This is a genomic window from Halomonas sp. C10-5, from assembly GCF_057169305.1.
Genome location: NZ_CP175665.1, coordinates 3,408,711 through 3,423,860, shown reverse-complemented (window position 1 = coordinate 3,423,860; position 15,150 = coordinate 3,408,711). Strand labels below are relative to the sequence as shown.

At 67.4% G+C, this 15,150-nt stretch carries 13 protein-coding genes; 11 read left to right on the top strand and 2 right to left on the bottom strand.

The features are described from left to right. Positions 1-14 precede the first annotated feature (14 nt). The 8 genes from ACJ7IV_RS16100 to ACJ7IV_RS16065 all read left to right on the top strand — a co-directional run bounded on the left by ACJ7IV_RS16100 (position 15) and on the right by ACJ7IV_RS16065 (position 9,617). Positions 15-440: a F0F1 ATP synthase subunit epsilon gene (locus ACJ7IV_RS16100; RefSeq protein ID WP_161431907.1), complete on the top strand. Its 426-nt coding sequence runs from the start codon at positions 15-17 to the stop codon at positions 438-440. A 113-nt stretch (positions 441-553) separates the two neighbouring features. Further along, complete coding sequence (gene mgtE, locus ACJ7IV_RS16095) at positions 554-1,927, top strand: magnesium transporter (protein ID WP_483865218.1); 1,374 nt, start codon at positions 554-556, stop codon at positions 1,925-1,927. 92 nt (positions 1,928-2,019) lie between these two features. Further along, positions 2,020-2,817, top strand: coding sequence for an undecaprenyl-diphosphate phosphatase (locus ACJ7IV_RS16090; protein ID WP_232912822.1), 798 nt, complete (start codon positions 2,020-2,022; stop codon positions 2,815-2,817). Positions 2,818-2,904: 87 nt separating this feature from the next. Next, positions 2,905-3,966, top strand: a complete 1,062-nt coding sequence (locus ACJ7IV_RS16085) for an FAD:protein FMN transferase (protein WP_483866609.1) — start codon at positions 2,905-2,907, stop codon at positions 3,964-3,966. A 3-nt stretch (positions 3,967-3,969) separates the two neighbouring features. Further along, the gene (glmU, locus tag ACJ7IV_RS16080; RefSeq protein ID WP_232912821.1) at positions 3,970-5,334 is read left to right on the top strand and encodes a bifunctional UDP-N-acetylglucosamine diphosphorylase/glucosamine-1-phosphate N-acetyltransferase GlmU; all 1,365 of its coding nucleotides are present in this window, start codon (positions 3,970-3,972) and stop codon (positions 5,332-5,334) included. Positions 5,335-5,346: 12 nt separating this feature from the next. Further along, a complete protein-coding gene (gene glmS / locus ACJ7IV_RS16075; RefSeq protein ID WP_483865217.1) occupies positions 5,347-7,182 on the top strand; it encodes a glutamine--fructose-6-phosphate transaminase (isomerizing) in 1,836 nt (611 codons plus the stop codon). A gap of 50 nt (positions 7,183-7,232) precedes the next feature. Continuing rightward, positions 7,233-8,060 (top strand): DUF72 domain-containing protein, encoded by an 828-nt coding sequence (locus tag ACJ7IV_RS16070; protein WP_483865216.1) that lies wholly within the window; start codon positions 7,233-7,235, stop codon positions 8,058-8,060. A 213-nt stretch (positions 8,061-8,273) separates the two neighbouring features. Continuing rightward, the gene (locus ACJ7IV_RS16065; protein ID WP_232912181.1) at positions 8,274-9,617 is read left to right on the top strand and encodes a sodium-dependent transporter; all 1,344 of its coding nucleotides are present in this window, start codon (positions 8,274-8,276) and stop codon (positions 9,615-9,617) included. 71 nt (positions 9,618-9,688) lie between these two features. Here ACJ7IV_RS16065 and ACJ7IV_RS16060 read toward each other — a convergent pair whose 3' ends face one another. Continuing rightward, positions 9,689-9,904: a PA3496 family putative envelope integrity protein gene (locus tag ACJ7IV_RS16060; RefSeq protein WP_161431901.1), complete on the bottom strand. Its 216-nt coding sequence runs from the start codon at positions 9,902-9,904 to the stop codon at positions 9,689-9,691. Between the two features lie 214 nt (positions 9,905-10,118). Here ACJ7IV_RS16060 and hexR point away from each other — a divergent pair, with 214 nt between their 5' ends. From hexR to ACJ7IV_RS16045, 3 genes are all read left to right on the top strand, one after another. Beyond that, entirely contained in the window at positions 10,119-10,982 is an 864-nt protein-coding gene (gene hexR / locus ACJ7IV_RS16055; RefSeq protein WP_483865215.1) for a transcriptional regulator HexR, read from the top strand. A 202-nt stretch (positions 10,983-11,184) separates the two neighbouring features. Continuing rightward, a complete protein-coding gene (gene uvrD, locus ACJ7IV_RS16050; protein WP_232912183.1) occupies positions 11,185-13,386 on the top strand; it encodes a DNA helicase II in 2,202 nt (733 codons plus the stop codon). 153 nt (positions 13,387-13,539) lie between these two features. Next, entirely contained in the window at positions 13,540-14,628 is a 1,089-nt protein-coding gene (locus ACJ7IV_RS16045; protein WP_483865214.1) for a TRAP transporter substrate-binding protein, read from the top strand. A gap of 92 nt (positions 14,629-14,720) precedes the next feature. Here the strand turns inward: ACJ7IV_RS16045 and ACJ7IV_RS16040 are convergent, their stop codons facing one another. Continuing rightward, positions 14,721-15,128, bottom strand: a complete 408-nt coding sequence (locus ACJ7IV_RS16040; protein WP_161431894.1) for an acyl-CoA thioesterase — start codon at positions 15,126-15,128, stop codon at positions 14,721-14,723. Positions 15,129-15,150 lie beyond the last annotated feature (22 nt).

Genomic DNA, 15,150 nt, shown 5'->3' with positions numbered 1-15,150 from the left:
TGGGAGACGTCGTCATGACGAAAAGCTTCAAATGCGAGATCGTCAGCGCCGAGGAGGGGATCTTCTCCGGCCAGATCGAGCGGGTCATCGCCACCGGGCGCATGGGCGAGCTGGGGATCCTCCCCGGCCACGCCCCGCTGCTGACCGAGCTCAAGCCGGGCCCGGTGCGTGTGATCCACGATGGCGAGGAGGAGCACTACTACGTCTCGGGAGGCTTCCTGGAAGTCCAGCCGGACGTGGTGACCATCCTGGCCGACGCGGCGACTCGTGCCCATGACCTCGATGAGGCGGCGGCCGAAGAGGCTCGTCAGCATGCGCTGAAGAACCTCAACGACAAGTCCGCCGAGCTGGACTACACCCGTGCATCGGCCGAGCTGGCCGAGGCCGTGGCCCAGCTGCGCACGATCCAGCAACTGCGCAAGAAGGCCGGCAAGGGCTAATCATCGCCCCTGCGTGAGTCTCGCGCCCCCTGCTCGTCGGCAACGACGCGTACGGGGGCGTTCTTGTCTCTGACATCCCGGTGGCCTGTCCCTGGGGCGCCGTGGAGGATGCCATGTCACTCAGCGAGAGCCTGAACACGCACCGGCTCGCACTCTGCCAGGCCCTCGACGAGGAGGATGGCGAACGCCTTGATGCCCTGCTGCCCGAGCTGCGTTCGGCGGATATTGCCGAGATTCTCGAGGCGATCCTCGAGGAGCAGGCCGACCCGCCCCGGGCCCTTGCCCTGCTGGGACGCCTGCCCCTGGAGCGTCGCGCCAGCGTGCTCGGGCATCTACCCGGTGATGCTCAGCTGGTGCTCGCCGAGGCGCTCAGTGATGAGCGCCTGCTGGCGATCCTCGAGGAGATGGGGTCCGACGAGCGTGCCGATCTCTTCAACCTGCTCGACGAGGATCGCCGCCAGCGGCTGCTGCGACGCATGGCGCGCCGCGAGCGGGAGGAGCTCAAGCGCCTGGCCAGCTACGAGGAGGGCACCGCCGGGGCGATCATGACCGCGGACTATGTGGCCATCCCCAGCGGCATGACGGTCTCCCAGGCGATGATGCGGGTGCGCCAGACGGCCCCCGATGCCGAGACGGTCTACCAGCTCTATATCGTCGACGACCAGGGGCGGCTGGCGGGCACCCTGTCGCTGCGCCAGCTGATGGTGGCGCCCCCGGGGGAAGCCATCGACGCGCTGATGATCCGGGATGTGATTCACGTCCCGGTCGACGAGGCCCAGGAGGCGGTGGCGCGCATCGTCGCCCGCTACGACCTGCTGGCCCTGCCGGTGGTGGATGCCGACAGGCGGTTGGTGGGCATCGTCACCCATGACGATGCCATGGACGTGGTCGAGTCCGAGGCCACCGAGGATATCCACAAGGGGATGTCGATCGGCGCGCTGGAGGACGGGGTCAGCCGGGTGCCGCTGTGGAGCCTGTATCGCAAGCGGGTCATCTGGCTGGTGCTGCTGGTGTTCGCTAACCTCTTCTCCGGCGCGGGCATCGCCTACTTCGAGGAGACCATCGCCGCCCAGGTGGCGCTGGTGTTCTTCCTGCCGCTGCTGATCGGCAGTGGCGGCAATGCCGGTGCCCAGGCCGCCACCCTGATGGTACGTGGCATGGCCACCGGGGACGTGGGCATCAAGGACTGGGGCAAGCTGCTGGGGCGCGAGTTGCTGGTGGCCGGCTCGCTGGGGCTGACCATGGCCCTGGCGGTGGCCCCCATCGGGATCATGCGCGGCGGCGAGGCGCTGGCCCTGGTGGTGGCCATGAGCATGGTCACCATCGTGCTGTTCGGCAGCCTGCTGGGCATGTGCCTGCCCTTCCTGCTCGACCGCCTGGGCTGGGATCCGGCCACCGCCTCGGCGCCGCTGGTGACGACCCTGATCGATGCCTCTGGGGTGCTGATCTACTTCGGCATCGCCACGGCGGTTCTCACCGGCACATGAGACGCGGCGGGGCGGACAGCGCGGCGGCGGGCGTGTATCCTCTGCGCGGCATGTCGCCCGCGGGCGTTGGCCACTGCTGACAGGACATCTCCATGGATTGGCTTCAGGTCGTCGTACTCTCCATCGTTCAGGGACTCACCGAGTTCCTGCCGATCTCCAGTTCCGCCCACCTGATCCTGGTGCCGGCGCTGACCGACTGGGGCGACCAGGGCCTGGCCTTCGACGTGGCGCTGCATATCGGCAGCCTCTCGGCGGTGGTGCTCTACTTTCGCCAGGAGCTGGTGCGCATGGCGGTGAGCTGGGGGGGATCCCTGGCGGGGCGCGGGGTAGACCCCGATGCCCGCTTGGCCTGGTGGGTGGTGCTGGCGACGATCCCGGTGTGCCTGGTGGGCCTGGCCTTCCATGACGCCATCGCCGAGGGCATGCGTTCGCCACTGATCATCGCCTTCGGCCTGATCGCCTTCGGGTTGCTGCTGGCCTACGCGGACCTCCGCCATCGTGGCAGCCGTGACGAGTATCAGCTGACCCTGCGCGATGCCCTGCTGATCGGCCTGGCCCAGGCGCTGGCGCTGATCCCCGGTACCTCGCGTTCGGGCATCACCATCACCGCGGCGTTGCTGCTGGGCATGAACCGCGAAGGCGCGGCGCGCTTCTCGTTCCTGATGTCGATCCCGGTGATCGTGCTGGCCGGCGGCATGGAGATCCTCGGGCTGATCCGCGATGCGACCCAGGTAGACTGGTTCACCCTGACGGTGGGGGCACTGCTCTCGGGCATCAGCGCCTATCTCTGCATCCATTTCTTCCTGGCCTTCATCAAGCGGGTCGGCATGCAGCCCTTCGTGATCTATCGGCTGCTTCTCGGTGCCTGGCTGCTGTGGCTATTCTGGTAACTCTGTTCTGCTGACCCCCGTAGGAGCCATCGCGTGATTCGACGCCCCTTGCCGTTGTTGCCCTGGTTACTGTTATCCACGGTGCTGATGCTGGCGGCCTGCTCCGAGCGCGACCGGCCGCTCGATTCTCCGGTGCGTCTCGAGGGCAGCATCTTCGGCAGCTTCTACCAGGTGACCATCGTCGACTCTCTGACTCAGGGCGAGGCCAACGCCCTGGAGGAAGGCATCCTCGCCGAGCTCGAGGCAGTCGATGCGAGCATGTCGATCTACCGTGATGACTCCGAGCTCTCGGCCTTCAACCGGGCCCCGACGGGGGAGTGGCAGCCCCTCTCTGACGCCCTGGTCGAGGTGCTGGCCATCGGCCGCTCGGTGGCCGAGGCCAGCGACGGGGCCTTCGACATGACCATCGGTGGGCTGGTCAATCTGTGGAGCTTCGGCGCCGAGGCGCGTCCCAGGGAGATCCCCGCCGACGCCGAGCTGGCCGAGCGGCTGGCGCAGATCGGCACCGACGCCCTGGAGCTCGACGAGCAGCAACGCGAGGCCAGGCGCACACGCGATGTGACCATCGACCTGGGCGGGGTGGCCAAGGGGCATGCCACCGATCGGGTGGCCGCCTTCCTGGCGAGTGAAGGGATCGAGCACTATCTGGTGAACCTCGGCGGTGACCTGCTCGCCCGTGGCTACCGCGACGGCGATGCGGAGCCCTGGCGCATCGGTATCGAGGCGCCGCTGGAGGATCGCCAGGAGGCCCGGCATGTGCTGCCTCTGCACGATATCTCGGTGGCCACCTCCGGTGACTACCGCAACTACTTCGAGGAAAACGGGCGGCGCTACTCCCACACCCTGGACCCGCGCAACGGGCGGCCGATCACCCATCGGCTGGCCTCGGTGAGCGTCTTCCACACCTCCAACGCCTGGGCGGACGCCTGGGCCACGGCGCTGATGGTGCTGGGCGAGGAGGCGGGCATGGCGCTGGCCCGGGAGCGCCAGCTGAGTGCGCTGATGATCATACGCGAGGATGACGGCTGGACCACCCGGGTCACCCCCGCCTTCGTCGAGCAGTTCGGCGCCGCGCGGGTGGAGGAGCTCGAGCTGGAGGCTGTGCCCGGCGGTCGCCCGCGGCAACAGGAACAACAGGATCAGGAGTGATGGATGACACTTGACGTAGTGATACTGGCCGCCGGGCAGGGCACCCGGATGCGCTCGACCCTGCCCAAGGTACTGCACCGTCTGGCCGGCAAGCCCATGGTGCGCCATGTGATCGACACCGCCGCGGGGCTGCACGCCGAGCGTACCCACGTGGTGGTGGGCCATGGCGCCGAGAAGGTGCGCGAGGCGCTGGCTGACTGTCGCGTGCACTTCGCCCTGCAGGCCGAGCAGAAGGGTACCGGCCATGCCGTGGCCCAGGCTCTGGACGGGCTCGGCAACGGCCGGGTGCTGGTACTCTACGGCGACGTGCCGCTGATCCATCGGGCGACCCTCGAGCGGCTGCTGGAGGGTGTCGATGACGACCACCTGGGGCTGCTCACCGTGACCCTCGACGATCCCGGCGGCTATGGACGCATCCTTCGCAACGCCGAGGGAGAGGCGGTGGCCATCGTCGAACACAAGGACGCCAGCGAGAGCGAGCGGGCGGTACGTGAGTGCAATACCGGCATCATGGCGATGACCGCCAACCAGCTGCGCCGCTGGCTGCCGCGGCTCTCCGCCGACAATGCCCAGGGCGAGTACTACCTTACCGATATCATCGCCATGGCCGCCGCCGAGGGGGTCAGGGTGGTCACCGCCCAGCCGGCCGACCCGGTCGAGGTGGAGGGCGTCAACAACCGGCTGCAGATGGCGCGCCTGGAGCGTGCCCATCAGCAGGCCATCGCCGAGCGCCTGATGACCGAGGGCGTGGCGCTGGCCGACCCGTCGCGGCTCGACGTGCGTGGCTCACTGCACTGCGGTCACGACGTGGAGATCGACGTGGGCTGCGTCTTCGAGGGCGAGGTGGAACTCGGCGAAGGGGTGCGTATCGGCCCCCACTGCGTGATCCGCGACAGCCATATCGGCGCCGAGAGCGTGATCGACTCCCACAGCGTCATCGACGGTGCGGTGATTGCCGGACGCGCCACCATCGGACCCTTCGCCCGCCTGCGTCCCGGTTCGCGCCTGGCGGTAGGGGCCAAGGTGGGCAACTTCGTCGAGACCAAGAACGTCGAGGTGGGCGAGGGCAGCAAGATCAACCACCTGAGCTACGTGGGCGACGCTCGCCTGGGGCGTGGCGTCAACGTCGGTGCCGGCACCATCACCTGCAACTACGACGGCGCCAACAAGCACCGTACCGAGATCGGCGACGACGCCTTCATCGGCTCCAATAGCGCCCTGGTGGCGCCGGTGAGCATCGGCCGGGGAGCCACGGTGGGGGCCGGCTCCACCGTGGCCAAGGACGTGCCCGATAACGCCCTGGCGGTGACCCGGGCGCGTCAGGTCAGCAAGGCCGACTGGCCGCGGCCCCGCAAACAGGACGACTGAGGAGAGACAGCGATGTGTGGAATCGTCGGAGCCGTTGCCCAGCGCAACGTGGAAGGGATCCTGCTGGAGGGTCTCAAGCGCCTGGAGTATCGCGGCTATGACTCCGCCGGCATGGCGGTGCTCGCCGTCGACGGCAGCCTGCAGCGCTGCCGCGCGATCGGCAAGGTGGCGGCCCTCGAGGAGCGCCTGGTCGCCGAGCCGTTGCCGGGGCACAGCGGGATCGCCCACACCCGCTGGGCGACCCACGGTCGGCCCAGCGAGGTGAATGCCCATCCCCATCAGTCCGGTGAGCGCCTGGCGGTGGTGCACAACGGCATCATCGAGAACCATGAGGCGCTGCGTCGCGAGCTCGAGGCCGAGGGCTATGCGTTTACCTCCGAGACCGACACCGAGGTGGTGGCCCACCTGCTGGAGCGCGAGAGCCGCCAGGCCGGTGACCTGCTTACCGCGGTGCAGCGGGTGCTGGCCCGGCTGGACGGCGCCTATGCGCTGGGGGTAATCCATGCCGAGGAGCCCGATGTCGTCATCGGTGCCCGCAAGGGCAGCCCTCTGGTGGTGGGCGTGGGCATCGGCGAGGCCTTCCTGGGCTCCGACCCGCTGGCGCTGCTGCAGGTCACCGACCGCTTCATCTACCTGGAGGAGGGGGATGCGGTACGCCTATCCGCCGGCGGGCGCATCGAGGTGTTCGACGCCGAGGGGGCGGCGGTGGAGCGCGAGGTGCAGACCTTCGAGCACGGCGACGGCGCCGCCAGCAAGGGTGACTACCGTCACTTCATGCTCAAGGAGATCCATGAGCAGCCGGCGGTGATCGCCGCCGCCCTGGAGGGCCGTCTGGGTGATCGCTCGGCGCTGGTGGAGAGCTTCGGTCCCGAGGCCGAGGCGCTCTTCCGGCAAGCCAGGCAGATCCATATCGTCGCCTGTGGGACCAGCTACCATGCCGGCATGGTGGCGCGCTACTGGCTGGAGCGCTATGCCGGGATCCCGGTGCAGGTCGAGGTCGCCTCGGAGTATCGCTATCGCCAGGTGGTGGTGCCCGAAGGGACCCTGTTCGTGACCCTCTCCCAGTCCGGCGAGACCGCCGATACCCTGGCGGCGCTGCGCTTCGCCAGGACGGGCGGCTACCTGGCCAGCCTGGCGATCTGCAATGTGCCGGGCAGCTCCCTGGTGCGCGAGTCCGACCTCTCGCTGATGACCCAGGCCGGTCCCGAGATCGGCGTGGCCTCCACCAAGGCCTTCACCACCCAGCTCACCGCCCTGATGCTGCTGACCCTGGCACTGGGTCGTGTCAAGGGGCTCAACGAGGCCGTTCAGGCCGAGGTGGTGACGGCGCTGCGCGGCCTGCCGCGGCTGGTGGAGCGGGTGCTGGAACTGGATCCGGTCATCGAGGCGCTCTCCATGGCCTTCGCCGAGAAGCACCATGCCCTCTTCCTGGGCCGCGGCGCCCACTTCCCCATCGCCCTGGAGGGGGCACTCAAGCTCAAGGAGATCTCCTACATCCACGCCGAGGCCTACCCGGCGGGTGAGCTCAAGCACGGCCCCCTGGCGCTGGTGGACAGCGATATGCCGGTGATCTCCGTGGCGCCCAACGACGAGCTGCTCGACAAGCTCAAGTCCAACCTCCAGGAGGTGCGGGCCCGCGGCGGCGAGCTGTTCGTGTTCGCCGACGAGGGGGTCGGTCTCGAGGCGGCCGATGGCATCCATGTGCTGCATCTTCCCCGGGTCCACGAGGCGCTGGCGCCGATCCTCTATACCGTGCCGCTGCAGCTTCTCAGCTACCACGTGGCGGTGCTCAAGGGCACCGACGTGGACCAGCCGCGCAACCTGGCCAAGTCGGTGACCGTGGAGTAGCCCTCATTCCCCATAGTGCCACCGAGCCCCGACTGCACCTGGGGCTGCCCATGTGGGCCAATGCCGACTGGCGAGGTGGTCTCTACCCGTCGGGGGGTGGCGGGCTCGAGGAGTACGCCCGGGTATTCTCCGCCGTGGAGGGCAACACCACCTTCTACAGCGGGGCGCCGCGAGCCGAGACGGTGGCCTCCTGGGCCCGTCAGGCACCGCCCGGGTTCCGCTTCTGCTTCAAGCTGCCCGCCGCCCTGACCCATGAGCGGCGGCTGCTCGGTATCGAGTCGGACCTTGACGCCTTTCTCGAGGCCCTGGCCCCGCTGCACGATCGCCTGGGCCCGGTGATGGTTCAGCTGCCCCGGGATTTCGGTGGCGCCGAACTGGGGCAACTGGAAGCCCTGCTGGCACGCTGGCCGACAGGAATTCCCTGCGCCGTGGAGGTTCGCCACAGCGAATTCTTCCACAAGGGGAGGGCCGAGGTCGCCCTGAACAGATTGTTGATAACTCATGGCGCCGACCGCGTGATGCTCGATGTGCGGCCGCTCTTCTCGACATCTGCCGGTGACCATGCCGGGCTGCTCCAGGCCCAGCACGAGAAGCCGAGACGCCCATTACACGTGCTTTCCACGGGAAATCGACCGCTGGTGCGCTTCATCGGCCATCTCGATGGGGAGATCAACGCGCGCTATTTTGAGGCCTGGATCGAGCGGCTCTGCCTGTGGATAGATCAGGGGAAAACCCCTTTCCTGTTTGTGCATACTCCCGATAATCGCCAGGCTCCCCAGCTGGCCAGGCGCCTCCATGGACGGCTGGCGGCTAGGCTGTCACTGCCGCCGTTGGCCGCCTTTCCCGGCGAGGCCCAGGCCAGCCTGTTCGACCCCTAGGCCGGCTCCCCGGGGGCAAGCGTTGCGCCCCAAAAGACGCTGGCCATCGAGCGTTTGATCGGATAGTTTTAGGCCGCGGCAGCGATCCTGCCTGGATCCCTGCCACTCTTGACGGTGTCCCGTGACCCGGGGCGCCCTGGACGTGGCAATGACAAGCACAAGCCGCCATCGCGCCGGACCGGCCGTTGGCGACACGTACACTCAGGGTGAAACATGTCGAAACTCTCCCACGCACAGTGGTCATCGAAGATGGCCTTCATTCTGGCAGCCACCGGTTCGGCGGTGGGGCTGGGCAATATCTGGCGCTTCTCCTACATGGTGGGCGACAGCGGGGGCGCGGCCTTCGTGCTCGTCTACCTGGCCTGTGTGGCCCTGGTGGGCCTGCCGATCCTGGTCGCCGAGTGGCTGATCGGCCGCCGTGGCCAGGAGAACCCGATCAACTCCATGCTGGACCTGGCCCGCAAGAGTGGTCGAATGCCGGCCTGGGCGGTGGTCGGCGCCAGCGGCGTGCTCGCCGCCTTCCTGATCCTCTCCTTCTACAGCGTCATTGGTGGCTGGTCGCTCTCCTATACCCTGGGCTCGATCACCGGCCAGTTCAGCGGCCAGGATTCCGACGGCATCGGCGCCCTGTTCAGCGGCCTGCTGGCCAACCCCACCGCCCTGACCCTGTGGCACACCGCCTTCATGGCGCTGGTGATCTTCATCGTCGCCCGCGGCGTGACCAAGGGCCTGGAGGGCGCCGTACGCACCCTGATGCCGGCGCTGGTGATCCTGATGGTGATCCTGGTGATCTACGGCATGACCACCGGGCATTTCGGCGAGGCCATGGCCTTCATGTTCAGCCCCGACTGGAGCGCCATCAGCGGCGAGGTGGTGCTGGCCGCCATGGGCCAGGCCTTCTTCACCCTGTCGCTGGGCATGGGCATCATGATGGCCTACGGCTCCTACCTGGGCGAGGACGTCAGCCTGATCGGCACCGCCCGCACCGTGATCATCTTCGATACCGTCATCGCGCTGCTTGCCGGCATGGCGATCTTCCCCATCGTCTTCGCCAACGGCCTGAGCCCGGGCGAGGGGCCGGGATTGATCTTCGTCACCCTGCCGCTGGCCTTCGGCAACATGGCAGGCGGCACCATCCTCGGCCTGATGTTCTTCCTGCTGTTGACCTTCGCCGCCCTGACCTCGGCCATCTCGCTGCTGGAACCGACGGTGGAACTGCTCGAGGAGCGCACCCCGCTCTCCCGCGTGGCCGCCACCCTGGTGGCCGGCGTGGCGGTCTGGGCGCTGGGCATCGCCGCGCTGATGTCATTCAACGTCTGGAGCGAACTGTCGATCGTGGGCCTGAACATCTTCGACTTCCTGGATACCCTGACCAGCAAGTTCATGCTGCCGCTGACCGGCCTGGGAGCGATCCTGTTCGTGGCCTGGCGCCTCGATCGTGACAGCGTGCTGGGTGAACTGGGTCTCTCCGGTGTACAGGCCCAGCTGTGGCAGGTCGTCGCCCGTGTGGTGGCGCCGATCGGCGTGATCGCGGTATTCGTCTACGGCCTGATCTAGCGCGCCGCAGCGATACACGGGTGAATGCCCCGACGAGCCCCGCCCTGGCGGGGCTCGTCGCGTACCGGGGCTCAGTGCATGGCATCCTCGGCGAGTTCGTCTTCGGGCAATTCGGCGATGTCACGCGACAGCCGCTTGAACTCGTCATGCAATTCGATGCCGCGCCGGGCACGCAGGTGGCGCTGGGCGGCGGTGCGGCTGCGCTGTTCGTGTTCCTGGACTTCCATGCTCATGAAGATATCGAGGAGTTCGCTCTTCAGGGAGGTCAACCGTTCGGCCTTGTGCATGATAAACACTCTCCTTGGACGCTACGCGACACTGCATTTATTACTATACCTCACTTGACAGAATGATGACGGTGTGGGCGTTCTTCCACAACGCTGTGCCAACGCTCCCCGCGAAAGGCCGCGCTGCCCATCCTGCATCGCCTTCGGGCATACTGTAGGCAGATACCATGATTGCCCCGTCGCCGCCTTGCGGTGGCCAGCCAAGGAGTTCCGCGTGAGTCGTGCCCTGTTCGATGAGATGAGACGCCGCATGGAGCATTTCCGCCGCTCCGAGCAGAAGGTGGCCCGCTTCGTGCTGCGCAACCCCGAGGAAGTGATCCATATGCGCATCGTCGACCTGGCCACCGAGGCCAAGGTCAGCGAGCCCACGGTGGTGCGTTTCTGCCGGGCACTGGGCTGCAACGGATTCCAGGACTTCAAGCTCCAGCTGGCACAGATGCTGGCCACCGGCAGCCAGTTCGCCCAGTTCTCGATGAACGACAGCGACTCGGTGGCGGAATTTTCCCACAGCATCTTCGACTCCACCGTGGGCACCCTGTTGTCGGTGCGCGATCGCCTCGACAACGAGGCGTTGAGCCGGGCCATCAACGCCCTGGCCATGGCCAACCGGGTGGAGTTCTACGGCTTCGGGGCCTCGGGTGCGGTGGCCTTCGATGCCCAGCACAAGTTCTTCCGTCTGCAGATCTCCACCGCCGCTCATGCCGACCCGCACATGCAGAACATGTCGGCGGTGACCCTCAAGGAGGGTGACGTGGTGGTAGCCATCTCCCAGACCGGCCGTACCCGGGCGCTGGTGGCCAGCGTGCGTCTGGCGAAGGAGGCCGGCGCCACCGTGATCGGGCTCTGCCCCAGCGGCTCGCCGCTGGCCGAGGAGGTCACCCTGCCGCTGTATATCGATGTCCACGAGGACACCGAGATCTACACTCCCATGAGTTCGCGCATCGCCCACCTGGTGTTGATCGATGTGCTCGCCGTGGGTGTGGCCAAGACCCGCGGACCCAAGCTGGCCGAGCAGCTCCGCGAAGTGAAGAAGAGCCTGACTCCGCTGCGCTTCCCGGAGCAGGAAGGGAAGCCCTAGAACAAGGGGCGCCGGGGACAAGCCGAAGAGGAGGTCCTACGCCAGGGATGGCGTCGGTAGCGCCCAGGGATGGGTTCACAGCGCCTCCTCGCAGGCTTGTCGACGGATCAGCCCCGACTCCCTCCGGTTTGTTACGGCTCCGGCTCTGAATGGGCCAGTATGCTAAGCTATCCGCCCATTTTCCGAGCAGCGATGCCTTCCCATGGACGACGTCACGGCGATCCTCGACCACCTGAATGCCGCCCAGCGAGAGGCGGTCAGTGCCCCCCAGGGCAACATGCTGGTACTGGCCGGGGCCGGCTCCGGCAAGACCCGGGTGCTGGTGCATCGCATCGCCTGGCTGATGCAGGCCGAAGGGCTCTCCCCCTACGCGGTGCTGGCCGTGACCTTCACCAACAAGGCGGCCCGCGAGATGCGCACTCGCTTGGAAGCGCTGCTGGGCCTCTCGCTGCGCCACGTCTGGGTGGGCACCTTCCACTCCATCGCCCATCGCCTGCTGCGCACCCACTGGCAGGATGCCCGCCTGCCCCAGCATTTCCAGATCATCGACTCCGATGACCAGCTGCGTCTGGTCAAGCGGCTGATCAAGGAGAACGACGTCGACGACGAGCGCTTCCCGCCGCGGCAGGTGCAGTCGTTCATCTCCGGCTGCAAGGAGGAGGGGCTGCGTCCCCACCAGGTGGACGTCCACGGCGATGCCTACCTGAGTCAGATGGTCGAGCTCTACGAGCGCTACCAGCTCACCTGCGAGCGCGGTGGCCTGGTGGACTTCGGCGAGCTGCTGCTGCGCAGCCTGGAGCTGCTGCGCGACAATCCCGCCCTGCTGGCCCACTACCAGGAACGCTTCGCCCACGTACTGGTGGACGAGTTCCAGGACACCAACACCCTGCAGTACGCCTGGCTCAAGCTGCTCACCGGCATGACCACGCCGATGACGGTGGTGGGGGATGATGACCAGTCGATCTATGGCTGGCGCGGCGCCCGGGTGGAGAATATCCGCCGCTTCGAGCGTGAGTTCACCGCCACGAAGACCGTGCGTCTGGAGCAGAACTACCGCTCCACCAGCGCCATTCTCGAGGCCGCCAACGCCCTGATCAGCCACAACGCCGAGCGCATGGGCAAGACGCTATGGACCGCCGGCGAGCGCGGCGAGCCGATCTCGGTCTACAGCGGCTTCAATGACCTCGACGAGGCGCGCTTCATCGTCGATACCCTGCGTGAACGGGTCGAGGAGGGAACCAATCGCCGCGAGATCGCCATCCTCTACCGCTCCAACGCCCAGTCGCGGGTGATCGAGGAGACCCTGATCCGTCAGGGCGTGCCCTATCGCATCTACGGCGGCCATCGCTTCTACGAGCGCCTGGAGATCAAGAACGCCTTGGCCTACCTGCGCCTGCTGCTCAACCGCGACGACGACGCCTCCCTGGAGCGGGTGATCAACGTGCCGGCCCGGGGTATCGGCACCCGTACCGTGGAGCTGCTGCGCCAGCGTGCCCGGGAGGCCGGCGTCTCGCTGTGGCAGGCGCTTCACGATGGCCTGGCCGATGGCTCCCTCAAGGGGCGTGCCGGCAGCGCCCTGCAGGTCTTCGCCGACCTGATCGACGCCCTGGATAACGACAGCGCAGGGCTCGCCCTGCACGAGATCATCGACCATGTCATCGCCCGTACCGGCCTGCTCGAGCACCACCGCAACGAGCGGGGCGAGAAGGGCCAGGCCCGGGTCGAGAACCTCGAGGAGTTGGTCACCGCGGCCAAGGCCTTCACGCAGGGCGAATCCTTCGACCCGCCCGAGGCCGGCGAGGGCGCGGTGGCGCTGGAGGCCTTCCTCTCCGAGGCGGCGCTCAACGCCGGCGAGCACGAGGCCGACGAGTTCGAGGACAGCGTCCAGCTGATGACCCTGCACTCCGCCAAGGGGCTCGAGTTCCCGGTGGTGTTCATCGCCGGAGTGGAGGAGGGGCTCTTTCCCCATCGCATGTCTGTCGAGGAGCCGGGGCGCCTCGAGGAGGAGCGCCGCCTCTGCTACGTGGGCCTGACCCGCGCCATGCACAAGCTCTACCTGACCCACGCCGAGATTCGCCGGCTGCACGGCAAGGAGACCTTCCAGCGCGCCTCGCGCTTCCTGCGCGAGATTCCCGAGGAGTACCTGGAGGAGGTGCGCCTGCGCGGTCAGGTGTCGCGGCCGGTGACCGCCTCGCGCCCCGCCGGACTGCGCCAGAGCGAGGTCAACGGCGGTGACGACCTGCCTTCCCTCTCCCTGGGCCAGCGGGTGCGCCATCCGGTGTTCGGCGAGGGGGTGATCCTCAACGCCGAGGGCGAGGGGCCCCGAGCGCGGGTGCAGGTCAGCTTCGAGGGCGAGGGGGACAAGTGGCTGGTGCTGGGCTTCGCCAAGCTGACGCCACTCTGATCGCCGCGGCGCCATGACCTTCCGTTGACGTCCACGGCAGGCGGGCAGCTTGTGAGCGGGTTCCGCCCTGGAGCATACTGTCCGACGGACACTACCGCGCGTGCTTTGCGTCCGCGCGGCCTTATATAACAATCCGCACGGAGTCATGCCCGCATGCAACGCCGCAACTTCATCAAGACGCTCGGCGCCGGCGCCGCCGGTATCGCCGCCGCCCCCTTCGTTTCTACCGCCAATGCCCAGGAGACCATCACCTGGGACATGGTCACCTCATGGCCCAAGAACTTCCCGGCCCTGGGCACCGGTGCCAACGACTTCGCCCAACGCATCGAGACGCTGTCGGGCGGACGCATGCGCATTCGTGTGCACGGCGCCGGTGAGCTGGTGCCGCCGCTGGAGGTGTTCGATGCCGTGGCCGCCGGTACCGCCGAGATGGGCCACTCCGCCTCCTACTACTGGCGCGGCAAGGTGGCCGCGGCGCAGTTCTTCACCGCCGTGCCTTTCGGCATGAACACCCAGGAGACCAACGCCTGGCTCTATCACGGTGGCGGCCAGGAGCTGTGGGACGAGGTCTATGCCAAGCACAACCTCAAGCCCTTCCCGGTGGGCAACACCACCACCCAGCCCGGCGGCTGGTTCAAGAAGGAGATCAACTCCCTGGAGGACCTGCAGGGGATCAAGCTGCGCCTGCCCGGCCTGGCCGGCGAGGCGATGAACCGCATCGGCGTCACCACCGTCAACATGCCGGGCTCGGAGATCTTCACCTCCATGCAGACCGGCGTGCTCGACGCCGCTGACTGGGTCAGCCCCTACAACGACCTGGCCTTCGGCCTGCACCAGGTGGCCGACTACTACTACACCTCGGCCTGGAACGAGCCCAGTGCGATCCTCGAGGGCACCGTCAACCTGGACGCCTGGAACGCCCTGCCGGACGATCTCAAGGCGGTGGTCACCGAGGCGGCCCGTGCCGCCAACCTGGCGATGATCAGCGAGTTCACCTTCCGCAACGCCCAGGCCCTGGATACCCTGGTCAACGAGCATGGGGTCGAGCTGCGCACCTTCCCCGAGGATGTGATGAAGGCGTTGTACGAGGCCTCCCAGGAGGTGATCGCTGAGCAGGTCGAGAACGATGCGGACTCGAAGAAGGTCCATGACTCCTACGTCGCCTTCCAGAAGCTGGTGCGGCCCTCCAACGACGCCGGCGAGTTCGCCTACCTCAAGGCTCGCGAGGCGGTCGGTGCCTGAGCGAGTCGTTCATCGCGACCGGGCCGGTCAGGTAACACTCAGCGGGGGCGCCGAATGGCGCCCCCGCTGGTTTGTGATCGTGGCCGGCTGGCTTATGTCTCGCGCCGCACCGCGCGGATGCGCCCCTTGTCATCCATGGCCACCATCACGAAGCGCGCCTCGGTGACCTTGTGAAGCTCGTCGGAGTTGCGTTCATGAGGTTGGCGGATCCACACCTCGACGTCGATCCTTATTGAGCTGTGGCCGATCTCCACCAGGCGGGTGAAGATGTTCACCATGGAACCGACCCGCACCGGGCACAGGAAGTCCATGGCCTCGATGGCCACGGTGGCGGTGCGGCCATTGGCCTCCCGGTCGGCGGCCAGCTCGGCGGCCTGATCCATGCGGGCGACCAGCCATCCGCCGGCGATATCGCCGTGGAGGTTGGTGTCCTGGCGACTGGCCAGCAGCTTGAGGGTGAGCTCGCCCCGCGGGCGGGGGCTGTCGTCGAGGTCTGTCATGAAGGTGTCATCATCCTGGCTT